Origin of the sequence: Pseudomonas sp. IT-P395, from assembly GCF_949767675.1 — a bacterium.
In the GTDB taxonomy this organism is placed as follows: domain Bacteria; phylum Pseudomonadota; class Gammaproteobacteria; order Pseudomonadales; family Pseudomonadaceae; genus Aquipseudomonas.
Window position 1 is genome coordinate 1 of the sequence record NZ_CATKPW010000012.1, and the last position, 14,570, is coordinate 14,570.

Below are 14,570 nucleotides of genomic sequence, written 5' to 3' on the forward strand. Positions count from 1 at the left end.
ATTCGCCGTCACCGTGGTCGACGATAACGGCACCACCGCCAATGGCACGCTAGACGTGAACATCGTCGACGATTTGCCAAAAGCCGTGGATGACAGCAACACCGGCACCGCATCGGAAACCTTGCTGACCCTGACTGGCAACGTCCTGACCAACGATGTGCAAGGCGCCGATCGCGTACCGACTGGGCCGGTAACCCCAGGTACTTTCACCGGGACTTACGGCACGCTGGTGCTCAACGCCAACGGCACGTACACCTACACGCTGAACACCAGTGATACCGACTTCAAAAACCTGCACGGCGGTGGCAACGGCACCGAGACCTTCGCCTACACCATCACCGATTCGGACGGTGATACCAGCACCGCGAATCTGGTTCTGCAGATCCACAACAACGACGATCCAGTGGTCATCAGCGGCCTTGACGTGAATGGCGGCGAACTCACCGTCTACGAGAAAAACCTCACTGACGGCAGCGCACCGGATGCCACCGCGCTGACCCAGAGCGGCACGTTCACCATCACCGCACTCGATGGCGTCACGACGCTGACTGTCGGCGGCATCGCTGTCGTCACCAACGGTGTGGCCGCAGGATTCCCGCAATCGGTCACCACGCCGTTGGGCAGCACGCTGACCATCACCGGTTTCAACGCCACCACCGGCGTGGTCAGCTACAGCTACACCCTGGCCGATAACGAAGCGCATCCAAACGCCAACGGTGCGAACAATCTGCCTGAGCAGTTCGCCGTTACCGTGGTCGATGACAACGGCACCACCGCCAATGCCACCCTCGACGTGAACATCGTCGACGATTTGCCAAAAGCCGTGGATGACAGCAACACCGGCACCGCATCGGAAACCTTGCTGACCCTGACCGGCAACGTTCTGACCAACGACGTGCAAGGTGCGGATCGCGTACCGACTGGGCCGGTAACCCCTGGCACGTTCACCGGTACTTACGGCACCTTGGTGCTCAATGCCAACGGCACTTACACCTACACGCTGAACACCAACGACGCCGACTTCAAAAACCTGCACGGCGGCGGCAACGGCACGGAAACCTTCGCCTACACCATCACCGATTCCGACGGTGATACCAGTACCGCGAACCTGGTGCTGAACATCCATAACAATGACGATCAGGTCTACCTCAATGGCCTTGACGTCAACGGCGGCGAACTGACGGTTTACGAGAAAAACCTCAGCGACGGCACCAGCCCCAACATTCCGGCGCTGACCCAGAGCGGCACCTTCACCGTCACCGCCCTCGACGGTCTGCAAACCCTGACCGTGGGCGGCATCAACGTGGTCACCGGCGGCGTGGCCGCAGGCTTCCCGCAATCGATCGTCACGCCGCTCGGCAGCACGTTGACCATTACCGGTTACAACCCCGCCACCGGCGTGGTCAGTTACAGCTACACCTTGGTCGACAACGAAACTCATCCAAACGCCAACGGCGCCAACAGCATCACCGAGAACTTCAACGTCGTCGCCACCGACACTGATGGCAGCACCGCCAACGGCCAGATCAACGTCAACATCGTCGATGATCTGCCGAGCGCCCATCCTGACGCCGCATCGGTGGCGGAGGGCGGCACGGTCAGCGGCAACGTGCTGAACAACGACATTGGTGGCGCCGACGGTCCGGCCGTAACCGGTGCAGTGGTCGGCGTGCGCGCCGGCGCCGACACCTCGACTTCGGCCATCGGCGGCCTCAACAGCAACATCAACGGCACCTATGGCTACCTGACCCTGGACGCCAACGGCAACGCGGTCTATCACAGCAATCCCAACGTCGTGAACGGCCCGGGCGCAGTGGATGTCTTCACCTACACCGTGCGCGATTCCGACGGTGATGAAAGCACCACCACCATCACCATCGATGTCGCCAACAGCAAGCTGTGCGCGACCAGCGACACCGACGTCACCGTCTTCGAGAAAGCACTGGACCTGACCAAGGACGGCGCGGATCTGGCGCCCGGTACAGTCACCGGCAGCGACCCGACCAGCTCCGGCGAAACCGCGTCTGGCACGTTGGTCGGCTCGGTCACCGGGGCAGTCGGTGCGATCAGTTACGCGCTGGTTGGCAGTGCCACCGGCAACTACGGGCAAATCGTCCTCAACCCCAACGGCACGTATACCTACACGCTGACCTCGCCGGCGACCACCACGCCACATGCCGACGACGGCGCCAACACCCTGAGCGAAACCTTCACCTATCAGGCCACCGATTCGCTCGGCAACATCGTCACCAGCACCATTGTCGTCAGCATCGTCGATGACGTGCCAAAAGCTGTGAACGACAGCAACGCCAACAGCGCTTCGGAAACGCAACTGACCCTGACCGGCAATGTGCTGACCAACGATGTGCAAGGCGCCGACGTGGTCGCAACCGGACCGAATGCGGGGCCGATCACCGCCGGCACGTTCACCGGCACTTACGGCACGCTCGTGCTCAACGCCAACGGCACGTACACCTACACGCTGAACCCCAACGATGGCGACTTCAAAAACCTGCACGGCGGCGGCAACGGCACCGAGACGTTCACCTACACCCTGACCGACGCCGATGGCGACACCAGCACTGCCAACCTGGTGCTGAACATCCACAACAACGACGATCCGGTGGTGCTCAACGGCCTCGACGTCAATGGCGGCGAACTCACCGTCTACGAGAAAAACCTCAGCGACGGCACCAGCCCCGACACCCCGGCGCTGACCCAGAGCGGCACCTTCACCGTGACTGCGCTCGATGGTCTGCAAACCCTCACCGTCGGCGGCATCGCCGTGGTGACCAACGGTGTCGCTGCAGGCTTCCCGCAATCGGTGGTTTCGCCGCTGGGCAGCACCTTCACCGTTACCGGTTACAACCCGGCCACCGGTGTGGTCAGTTACAGCTACACCCTGGTCGACAACGAAGCCCACCCGACCGCCAACGGTGCCAACAGCCTCACCGAGAACTTCAACGTGGTGGCCACCGATACCGATGGCAGCACCGCCAACGGCCAGATCAACGTCAACATCATCGATGACCTGCCGACCGCCAAACCCGACACCGGCTCGGTGGCCGAGGGCGGCACGCTCAATGTCAGCGTGCTCGGCAATGACGTCAGTGGTGCCGATGGCGCGGCGACAGTGGTCGGCGTGCGCGCCGGCAGTAATACCGGCACTTCGGCCATTGGCGGCCTCAACAGCAACATCAATGGCAACTTCGGTTATCTGACCCTCGATGCGGCCGGCAACGCCGTCTATCACAGCAACCCGAACTCGGTGAGCCCACCGGGCGCCACTGACACCTTCACCTACACCATCCGTGACAGCGACGGCGATGAAAGCACCACGACAATCACCATCAACGTTGCCGACAGCAAGTTGGTAGCCTCGGTCGATCAGGACGTAACGGTCTATGAAAAAGCCCTCGACCTGAGCAAGGACGGCCAGGATCTGGCCGCCGGTACGGTCACCGGCAGCGATCCGACCAACACCGGTGAAACCGCGACCGGCACGCTGGTCGGCGCAGTTACCGGCGGTACGGGCGCGATCACTTACACGTTGGTCGGCAGCGCCACCGGCAGCTACGGGCAGATTCAACTCAATGCCGACGGCACCTATACCTACACGCTGACTTCTGCACCGAAAACCACCCCGAACGCCAACGACGGGGCGAACACGCTGAGCGAAAGTTTCACCTACAAAGCCACCGATGCACTGGGCAACAGCACCACCAGCACCCTTGTGGTGAACATCGTTGATGACGTGCCAAAAGCCGTGGCCTCGGATCGTTCGGTGGCGGCAGTGGAGATCGATTCCAACCTGCTCATCGTTCTTGATATCTCCGGCAGTATGGCCGACGCCTCGGGTGTGCCGGGCCTGTCGCGGCTGGACCTGGCCAAGCAGGCGATCAGTGCCTTGCTCGACAAGTACGACGACCTTGGCGATGTCAAAGTCCAGCTCGTCACCTTCAGCAGCAACGCCACTGACAGAACGTCGGTATGGGTCGATGTGGCGACCGCGAAGACGATTCTCGCCAGCCTGTCGGCGGGTGGCGGCACCAACTACGACGCTGCGGTGGCGGTCATGCAAACCGCGTTCAACACCTCGGGCAAACTCACCGGGGCACAGAACGTCGGTTACTTCTTCTCCGACGGCAAACCCAACGAAGGCGACATCAACGCCGCTGACGAAGCCGCGCTGAAAAACTTCCTCGATGCCAACAACATCAAGAACTACGCGATCGGCCTCGGCAGCGGCGTGAGCAACGCCAACCTCGACCCGCTGGCGTATGACGGCATCAGCCACACCAACACCAATGCGGTGGTGGTCACCGACCTCAATCAACTCAACTCGGTGCTGTCGGGCACTGTGCAGGGCGCGCCGGTCACTGGTTCGTTGCTGGGCGAGGGCGGCACCTTCGGCGCCGATGGCGGCTTCATCAAATCCATCGTGGTCGACGGCACCACCTACACCTACGACCCGAAAGCCCTCAGCGGCCAAGGCTCGCTGACGCCAAGTGGCGGCATCAATCACGGCACCTTCAACACCGCCAACAACACGTTGAGCATCGCCACCAATAACGGCGGCACACTGCTGATCAATCTCGACAGCGGCGACTACACCTACACCTCGCAGAAAACCACGGCGGTGGTGATTACCGAGAACATCGGCTTTACCCTCAGCGACAACGACGGCGATCTCGCCAGCTCGACGCTGACCGTGAAAGTGATCCCCAACGCGCCGCCAGTGGCGGTGGACGACCACGTCATCACCAACGTGCTCTCTGGCAATATTGTCGTACCGGGCGAACTGCTGCTGGCCAATGACACCGATCCGAACGGCGATACGCTCAACGCTACGCCCACCAGTTTCAACACCGGCTGGATCTCGAAAGCGGCGGACTTCACCGGCACCGGGGCGATCAACTTCACCGGCACCAACGTCAACACCGCCGCCAACCAGAACCTGGCCAACGTGCGCAGTTCGTTCAGTGCCAACGCTGCGACCATGACTGCTGTGCTGGTGGTCAGTGGCTATCTCGGTGCGGTGACCAACAGCAACGCCAACGATGAAGACCGCATCACCGTCAACCTGCGCCAGGGCGAAACCCTCAACCTCGATCACAACCTGGCGGCCGGTCAAGTCAGCATGGAGTACTCGATCAACGGTGGCGCCTACATCGCGCTGGCAGATGGGCAAACCCTCACCGCGACGTCGGACGGGGTCTACCAGATCCACATCACCAACATCACCAACCCCACCGGCGGCGGTAACCCCAACGCGGCGGAAAACTATCAGCTGACCATGACCCTCAACTACGCCGGGGCGCATGACATCACCCCGGACTTCCACGGCAGCTACACCGCCAACGACAACCATGGCGGCAGCGACACCGCCAACGTCAGCATCAGCTATCAGGACGGCCACACCCTCACCGGCACCGCGGGGGATGACGTGCTGGTGGCCGGCAGCGGCGACAACATCATCAACGCCGGCGACGGCAACGATGTGCTCACCGCAGGCTCAGGCAACAACGAGTTGCACGGCGGCGCCGGTAACGACTTGCTCTATAGCGGCCCGGGCAACGATTTGCTCGACGGCGGTACTGGCAGCGACACCGCCAGCTACGCCCACGCCACGGCCGGGGTCACGGTCAACCTCGGCCTGCTCGGTGCGCAAAACACCCTGGGCGCCGGCACCGATACGTTGACCGGCATCGAAAACCTCGTCGGCTCGAACTTCAATGACACCCTCACCGGCGATAACAATAACAACGTGATCAACGGTGGCCTCGGCAACGACATCCTCAACGGTGGCGGTGGCGACGACCTGCTGATTGGCGGCATGGGCAACAACACCCTGACCGGTGGCGCCGGGGCCGACACCTTCCAGTGGCTCAAGGGCAACAGCGGCCACGACCTGATCACCGACTTCACCCCCGGCACCGACAAACTCGACCTGTCGCAACTGCTGCAAGGTGAAAACGGCACCACCGCCTCACTGGATGACTACCTGCACTTCACCGTCAGCGGCAGCGGCGCCTCGGTGCTCACCAGCATCGACGTCAGCGCCATGGCCGGCGCCACGCCAAACCAGACCATCGACCTGGCCGGCGTCAACCTCGCCAGCCACTACGGTGTGACGCCAGGGGCTGGTGGCGTGGTTGCCGGTGGGCATGACACGGCGACGATCATCAGCGGCATGCTGAATGATCATTCGTTGAAGGTGGACACGGTGTAAACGACGCCTGTAACGACAAAACCCGCCGTCCCGTTCAACCGGGGCGGCGGGTTTTTTCTGTCTGTAGAGATGCATTGCCTGTCAGTCAGCCTTCGCGAGCAAGTCTGACGGTGCAACAGGGATTTGTGATCTGCGCAGATACCCGTGGGAGCGAGCTTGCTCGCGAAGGGGCCATGACTGTCACCCGATCAATCAGCAGGGATTCTCGATCCCTGCTTCACCCCGGCAACTCCAGATTATCCAGCACCCGACTCATCGCCAGCTCCCCGAGCATGATCAATTGCGCAAGCCCCAGCAGCGTTCGGCGTTGCGAGGCCGGCAGCAGGGCGTGCGGAGGTAATGGTTGAGGGCACGGTCGGTTTCGGGCGGGTTGGGTGTGGGTTTGATCATGGTGAGGCTCCTGGAATCATTGGCGCTGCCATCGTTGCTGCAGGCGTTGACGCGAGGTCATATAGCTCGATTCGTTGTCCGCACGTTTCTGATAAACGCACCTGTTTAATTCCCCCACGCATGAGCACTGATTCCGACGAGCGGTAGCAATACCTGTAATTTCTGACAGTAGGCAGGACGCTTCCAGCGTCGTTAAATCAATCACAGCAAGGACCCATAGATTCCTTGGTCATTTGCCCATGTCCTGCTTGGTTTGATGCGAGGGAGTTCGTTCAATGACACGCTCTGAACACAGGAATGATGAGCTGCTTGAGGTGCCAAGCGTACCTGCCATCCTCAAGGACGAAGACGGAAAGGAGAGTCTCGACGGGCTGCTGCCGCGTGCCGCTTTGGCAGATGACCTGACGGTTATCGTTCCTGACTGGAGCACTCCTTTTACTGATCCCATCCCTTACATCGTAATTGTCAGTTGGGTACTGGCAGGCGGTCCGTTCACCGAGGTCTTTCGTCAGGAGTTCGATTCCCCCGGAGAGAAGACGCTTAACGTCCCGCGAGACAAGCTGGATCCCGGCACTTATTCCCTGTCGTACAGAGTCAACTACGGTGGCAACCCGTTGGACTCGGCGATTAAGCGAGTCACCGTCGACAGATCGCCGCCGAACGATAATCAGGAACCCGATCGTCTGATCATGCTGGATGTCACAGGCGATATCACTGACGACTACCTCTCCCGGTATGGCGAAGTCCGGTTCCAGGTACCGCTGTATGTCGACGTCAAAGCCAGGGATCGTGCGATCTATTACTGGACAGACGACCCCGATCCACCGGATTCGGAAACCGAAATTCGTGAGCAAGCGTTCAGCCAGCAAGACATCGATCAGAAGCGTCTGATCATCACGATGTATGAGGCAGATATTCGTGGACGTGGTCCCGGGCAACGCTACGTTTACTATCGGCTCCGTGACTGGGCGGGAAATCGCGGGCCGCGCTCAACGCTTTTGGCGGTTTTTGTCAATTTGAATCCGGCTCCGGGCATTCTCAAACCGCCGAGAGTGCCGTTGTCAGCCCGTGGCTTGATTGACCGTCAACATGCGCGTGAAGGCGCGGTGAATCAGCGGGCTGTCACTGTCGAAATTGATACGTATGAGAACCCGGATCCTTCCGACAAGGTCCTGATCCAGTGGAACGGGCATGATCTGGCCGCGCTTGACGTCGATCCTGGCAAGTTTCCGCAAGTCGCTACCGTGCCATGGCTGACCTTGATGGCAGATGGGCCAGGACCATTGGACGTTCGAGTGAGCTACCGCATTCTGCGTGGCGGCACACCGACCTTGCCATCTGCCGAAACGCGAGTGCTGGTGAATCTGACAGTCGCCGGGCAGGATCATGCCAACGCCCCGGCCTTGTTGAATACGACATTGGCCCGGCTGGAAGTTTACGGTGCCAAATCGAAACAACGGAACAAGCTGTTAACCGTCGATTTCGGTGAGCCGGCCGAGGCACATCTGGCCCTGTATGACTCTCCGGTGCCAGGTGAAAAGCTCTTCCTCTATTGGGGCGCAATCGGCACACCAGTCGCCGAGTACGAGGTTGAATCCGGTGACGTCGCCGGTAAGCCGATCAGGTTCCTCATTCCGTGGGAGGCAATCGAACAGGACAAAGTCAATCCCTCGCTGCTGACTTGGTACACCACCAGTAATGGTGTGAATCTGCAGCAGGCTGATGTGACGGCCGTTGAAGTGGCGATCATCGTGATCGAGAACTTGCCGGAGCCGATCTTTCCGCATGCAAGCAAGCAAGGAATACTTCATTGCTGTGCCAAACCCAGGCTATGGGAAGGAGTCTGGGTGCGTATGGAAGGCAATGCAGCCTTTGATGAAGACGATATCGTCGAATTGTCCTGGCAGGGGTGTTTCGGTCTGAATGGGACCGAGCCGATTGACGGAACCTACGACACATTCGAGACAAAACTCACTGCCGCTCAGGCTCGTGAAGGTTTTGATGTGCACGTCAGTGATTACGAGCGCCTGATTGCGCCAATGGTAAACAATGGCTCGGCGCTGTGTAGTTATCACCTGAGAAAAGCTAACGGTGGCATCGGCAATTCAAAACCTGAGTTTGTCATCATCAATCGAACGTTGCCGAGTGGTGAAGTGTGTGGTCCTGATAACGATCTTTGTGAAGAATAAGTTGTAGAAGTGCTGGCGCTGTATTGGTCGAAGTTGGTTTCAGGTTCTATTTAAATTCTGTTTAACCCATGCAGTCATTGTGTAAAAGCTCTGGCAAAGCGGCTGTTTGCCCTGTGTCAGTCAATCAAGTTGCTGAGAGGATGATAAAAGATGACAAGTTTTCACTCGTTGACACCGGCGCAGAATCGCGAACGTTTTTTTGGTGTTCGTTTTCGCAGTCCGAAAGCTGCAGCCCTACCACCGACACTTCATCCGGATAATCCGTTGCTGGATGATGAAACGGATGATAGTCCCAACCAACTGCATTCAAGCTTTCAAGGGTTTCCTCTGAAGGTACAAATCCCGCGATTTGCTGAGGCGGATGATCCAAACGATGTTCAAGGATTTCTTGAACTAATGTGGGACGGCACCAATATACGTTCTACTCGAGTACCTTTCACTACCCCCGTTGATGTAAGTACTACCGAATTTGATCTTGTTTTGCCTGAAGGCTACACATCGGCCCCGGGGCCTCATGAGCTGAGTTATGTGTTGAACTTCGGTGGTAATCCGTCTGATGTAACACCCCTTGAAATCAATATTGATACAACACCACCGGTAGCTTTCGGCAGGGCGACTGTTCCCCCCGAAGTGGAAAGAGATGGTATTACAAAAAAATACCTCGATGATAACGGTTTTGTATTGATCACCATTCCGAACTATGGGAGTAAAAAGCTCGGTGACTTTGTTGAGTGCTATTTTGGCTCGAGTTTGCCAACCCCGACGCTGGTCGGCGAGTTGACCATAACGGACCCCACAGCTGCGATCACGTTTGAATTGACTCCCGCGCTGGTCGGTACCGAGGAAGGTTTAAGATCGGTTTTTTATTACCTCAGCGACCGTAAGGGGAACCGCAATACACCACAATATTACACCGAGCTTAATGTCACTCTGACCGACCCACCCGAAGGGCTTCTGGAACCCAGCATTCCGCTCTTTGATGACGACGCAGCTCCAAAACTGGTGGATCTGGCTGATGCTCAGGCGCCACTGGGGGTCGGTATTCTGGCTGAGTACACAAACTACCTGGAGGGTATCGATCAGCTGGAAGTGACATATGACGGTATCGTGCAACCTGCGCAGACAATCAATACTTTTCCCTTCTATGTGAACATTCCTTACCGGGATGTATTCAACGGCGACCTGGATGCAAAAAAGGTAGCCGTCAGTTATCGGATCAAACGCCATAACCTGCGCTTCCCATTAGGAACAGCGGCGCCTGCAAAAGATGTCGATGTCGATCTGCGCCGGCCTGGAGACGGTGACGGTGGAGAAAACCCGGATCCCAATCTGGCTCTGGTTACTGTTCAAGGCACGGGCGGTAATGGCCCGAACATTCTGACGGCGGACGACTCGGTTGATAATGTCGCTGTAACTGTAGCTGTTTTTGCTGGTGTCAAAGATAAAGACATCATGACGTTGATATGGAAAGGCGTCGAGGTCACGCAGGCGCAAGGTGGCGTTATAGAACTGGACGGTACGGAAACCGGGAATTTGACGTTCGATGTTCTTTGGGAAGTTGTGGACGCGGGCGGCAACGGTAAGCCGCTGCCAGTCACCTATAAAATTACCAACCCTGATATCAATGATAATGAGGTCCGCTCACTGCCCCGAGATGTCGATGTGAATATTCGGCCCGGTGTTGTTCCTGAAATCAAATTTCAGCATCTTGATCCGGACTTCACAGACTGGTTCAACTGTGGCTCCCTGCGATCAGATCCGGTACTGGTCAAATGTGCAGAAGTGCTGATTTCTCCTGGTGAACCGCAGTTGGCCGATCAAGAACTGGAATTTATTTATCAGGGTTATACCGATTCGGCAGGTACTAATAAAAAACCTGGTACTGAAGAAAAGTTCACATATACGCCATCGTTACAGGAAGCGAATGCCGGGTTTATCGTGAAAATTCCCTATCAGAAAATTTTGGCAACGGAGAGTGCGTGGGGCGATATAACTTACACGGCAATGATTGACGGACGCCCGGTGCCAGCTCAGCGACATCTTGTCAGGGTGCACATGAAAAAGGGAGATGGATCAGTGTGTGATATCTGATATTCGAAGTCTGGGAGGCATTAAATGCCTCCCTTTTTCTTATAAGGATTACCAAGCGCTAGGACTTTTCTAATGTGTATTGAGGACTTTTCCTACATTTTCAGGGAGTAGGTAACGTTAATGTACGCCCGCTAACGCTACGGAGCTGCTTTGGCCTGTAATTATTTTGAGGTGAATCAATCATGAACATGTTGGATGTATCACACGTTCGCGTTTTTCCAACAGGCAGGTTCGGAGTATCGCTCTGCCTACCGGCCGTTTTTTTTTTCGCAGGTTTTGCACATTCGGCAACTATCGTCGATAACACCACGCTGGATATCGATTCATCGGCTGCGTCTACCGACTATCTGGTGCGCAACAATGGCGTATTGAACGCTTCCGGCGCCAATACCCGATCGATCACGGCGCAGTCCGGATCGTTGTTAAACCTCAATGGCGCCACCATCGTCGGTAACAACGGTGGTGATGGGGTAACAGTGACCAGCAGTCAGGCAACCATTGATCAAACGACCGTGACCAGTGATGAAATCGGGCTGGCGGTCAACCGTTCCAGTGTCGCGGCTGGCGGATCCAAGGTGACGGTGTCCAATAGCCAGGTCAGTGGACAACTGATTGGGTCACAGGTCACAGGGCTGAGTTCCCTGTCATTGAGCAATACGCAAATCATGGGCGCGGCCAGCGATGGCATAGGTGTAAATATCCTTGGTGGCGAGGTGAGTGCTTCCGCGCGCACGACCATCACCGGTCAAGCGACAGGTGTGCGGATGGTCAATGACGCTGCCAACGTGGGCGGTCCTACCTTGTCGCTGGATAACTCGACGGTGCAAGGTGTCAGCGGTTCTGCGATTCTGGTGGATCGCGGGACTCAGGCCACGATAGTCGTCTCCAACGGTTCCAGCGTTCTCGCTGGCAACGGCAGATTACTGGATGTTCAAGGCTCATCCACCGCCAGCATGACCGTTGCCGACAGCACGCTGAATGGCAACATCAGCGTGGCGGATAACAGCACGGCCAATCTCGTTTTCGACCAAGGGAGAATAACCGGGGACGTGCTGGTCGATGGCAGCTCTACCGCTACTGTCACGCTGGACAACCTCTCACAATTCACCGGGCGCCTCGACAATGTCGACAGCGTGAACGTCAACAGCAACTCCAACTGGACACTCACCGGCAACGATTCGATCGGTGCACTGGGCATGAACGGTGGCACCGTCACCTTTGGCGCCCAGGGCGCTCCCGGTATGTATTACACGCTCAATGTCGGCTCACTTTCCGGCAATGGGACCTTTGCAATGAAGGGCGATTTCGCCAGCGGTGAGCATGATTTTCTCAATGTCATCGGTGCTTCGGCGGGGGACTTTGCGCTGGCGGTTGCGGCCTCTGGCCTGGACGCCGCTTCACCGCAGGCGTTGACGCTGGTGCGTACCGGCACCCTCGACGGTGCGAATTTTGCCTTGGCCGGCGATCAACGGGTTGATGTCGGCACATGGTCTTACAGCCTGGCCAGTCGGGAAATCGAGGGGGGAGCGAAGGAGTGGTTTCTCGACCCGACCACCGAAGTCATCAGCCCCGGCGCGCGCTCGGTACTGGCCTTGTTCAACACAGCTCCGACCGTGTGGTACGGCGAGTTGAGTTCGTTGCGCAGCCGCATGGGCGAATTGCGTTTCAACGGTGGCCAGGCCGGCGGCTGGATCCGCACCTACGGCAACAAGTACAACGTTGCCGATGGCTCGGGCGTGGGCTATCAGCAGACGCAACAGGGTTTGTCCCTTGGCGCCGACGCTCGACTGGGCGAAAGCCAGGTGCTGGTCGGGGTGCTCGCCGGCACGAGTGAGTCCGATCTGGATCTGAATCGCGGTACTTCGGGTACGGTGAAAAGTTACTACGTCGGGCCTTATCTCACCTGGCTCGACAGTGATACCGGTTACTACTTTGACGGCGTGCTCAAGTTCAACCGCTTTCGCAACGAGTCGAAGGTCAACCTGAGCGACGGCAGCCGCACCAAAGGTGATTACGACAACTGGGGGGTAGGCGGTTCTGCCGAGTTCGGTCGGCATATCAAACTGGCCAACGACTACTTCGTCGAACCGTTCGCGCAACTGTCGGCGGTGCAGATCCAGGGCAAACACTACACGCTGGACAACGACATGGACGCCGACGGTGATCGTATGCGCTCACTGCTCGGCAAGGCCGGGGCCACGGTCGGACGCAACTTCGGTTTCGGGAACGGCGCAGTCGCCCAGCCTTATGTGCGTGCGGCGGTTGCTCATGAGTTCGCTTCCAACAACGAAGTGAAGGTCAACAACAACGTGTTCAACAATGACTTGTCCGGCTCCCGGGCCGAGTTTGGGGCGGGGGTGGCTGTGGCGATGTCCGAGCGGTGGCAGGTGCATGCTGATCTGGACTATGCCAAAGGGGAGCATATTGAGCAGCCTTACGGGGTGAATCTGGGGTTACGGTATTTTTGGTAAAGAGCCATCGGGATGACCCCAAGTGAAGGCGTCCCACGATTTGCGGGGCGTTTTTCATCCCTAAGGGTCAATGCAAACTCCCAAGGCAGATCCGTAGTACTGGACGTGCCCTTCTGCGCCATTGACCAGGTTTTTTAACCAGTACCGAGCTGGCCAGCCACCTGCGGAGTCAGCGGCCCAGTACCAATAGTCACCCATCGGCCAACGACCACCCCAAGCGTTATGGATTTCCCGCAACTCACCCATTGATGGCAATCGCTTTCCTCGGGCTGCTGCCCTGTCTCTGATCGTGTTCCAGCTTCCACCGTCCAGCCCCCAAACGAATTTCACTCCTGTGACATGAACGTTGTAACTCTTTGATTGGCTTGCGTTGTCGATGACAGTGATCGTTGAGAGCCCATTACCTCTGACAGTCACCAACCCTGAACCGTCTACCGCGGCGACGTTGTTGTTACTCGACGTGTAACGATAGGGAGGAACTCCGCCGCTTGCCGTGTGCTGTACATATGTGCCAGGACCGAAGTTTGGATATGCAGCCCAGTTAGGTATGAGGTAACACCTGCCACTCAATGTCACGCTGCCCGTGTTGAAATTCAACGGCGGAATCGGTGAGATCACAGTGAAGGTCCGCGTATTTGAATCCTGCCCGGTACTCAACGCTTTTACTCTCAGCGAATGCCCGCCCAAACCCACCGACAAGGTAGTGTTCCAGGCGCTGCCCACGGCAGTCACCGTGTGCCTTGGGCTGTTGTTGTCGTAAATCTGGACCTGACGATTCGGTGTGACTGTACCGCGCAGGGTCACCGTGGCGCTTTTGGTTTGCCCGCCATTGCCTATTTCACTGATGCCGTCATGCACAGACGTCAGCGTCGGCGCGATGTGGGCGGCGACGTTGAAGTTTCTCGCCGGGCTCTCTACCGGAACCGCGTCATACATGGCCTTGGCCGTCAGACTGTGGGAGCGGATGGCCAGACCGGTGACAGACGTTGTCCATTGTTTATCGGCATTGACGCTGACCGGCGTACCGACGGGGGCGCCATTGTCGTACAGCTGAATCTGCTCGCGCGGGGTGGCTTCACCTTTGACGGTCACTGCAGTCTCATAGGTCGTTTCATTCGGTCCCACCGTACCGACCGAGTCGGTGACCGCGGTAATCGTCGGTGAAACAAAGGCTGCAACTGTAAAGACCCGGGGAGG

The 14,570-nt window shown here is 57.9% G+C and carries 5 protein-coding genes; 4 read left to right on the top strand and 1 reads right to left on the bottom strand.

Features of this window, described 5'->3' with window-relative positions; translation table 11 throughout:
• The 4 genes from ACM6IN_RS11860 to ACM6IN_RS11875 all read left to right on the top strand — a co-directional run.
• On the top strand, window positions 1–6,232 hold a 6,232-nt coding region (locus ACM6IN_RS11860), incomplete at its 5' end, for an Ig-like domain-containing protein (protein WP_414916096.1).
• Between the two features lie 665 nt (window positions 6,233–6,897).
• Complete coding sequence (locus ACM6IN_RS11865) at window positions 6,898–8,811, top strand: hypothetical protein (RefSeq protein WP_414916097.1); 1,914 nt, start codon at window positions 6,898–6,900, stop codon at window positions 8,809–8,811.
• Window positions 8,812–8,961: 150 nt separating this feature from the next.
• On the top strand, window positions 8,962–10,902 hold the full coding sequence (locus ACM6IN_RS11870; RefSeq protein ID WP_414916098.1) for a hypothetical protein: 1,941 nt from the start codon (window positions 8,962–8,964) through the stop codon (window positions 10,900–10,902).
• A 182-nt stretch (window positions 10,903–11,084) separates the two neighbouring features.
• Complete coding sequence (locus ACM6IN_RS11875; RefSeq protein WP_414916099.1) at window positions 11,085–13,373, top strand: autotransporter outer membrane beta-barrel domain-containing protein; 2,289 nt, start codon at window positions 11,085–11,087, stop codon at window positions 13,371–13,373.
• 60 nt (window positions 13,374–13,433) lie between these two features.
• On the opposite strand, the gene ACM6IN_RS11880 is transcribed toward ACM6IN_RS11875, so the two are convergent.
• Window positions 13,434–14,465 (bottom strand): Ig-like domain-containing protein, encoded by a 1,032-nt coding sequence (locus tag ACM6IN_RS11880; RefSeq protein WP_414916100.1) that lies wholly within the window; start codon window positions 14,463–14,465, stop codon window positions 13,434–13,436.
• Window positions 14,466–14,570: the final 105 nt, after the last annotated feature.

Bases quoted from the DNA above. Each gene is read 5' to 3' on its own strand.
- ACM6IN_RS11875 (WP_414916099.1), top strand. From the start codon at position 11,085: ATGAACATGTTGGATGTATCACACGTTCGCGTTTTTCCAACAGGCAGG.
- ACM6IN_RS11870 (WP_414916098.1), top strand. From the start codon at position 8,962: ATGACAAGTTTTCACTCGTTGACACCGGCGCAGAATCGCGAACGTTTT.
- ACM6IN_RS11865 (WP_414916097.1), top strand. From the start codon at position 6,898: ATGACACGCTCTGAACACAGGAATGATGAGCTGCTTGAGGTGCCAAGC.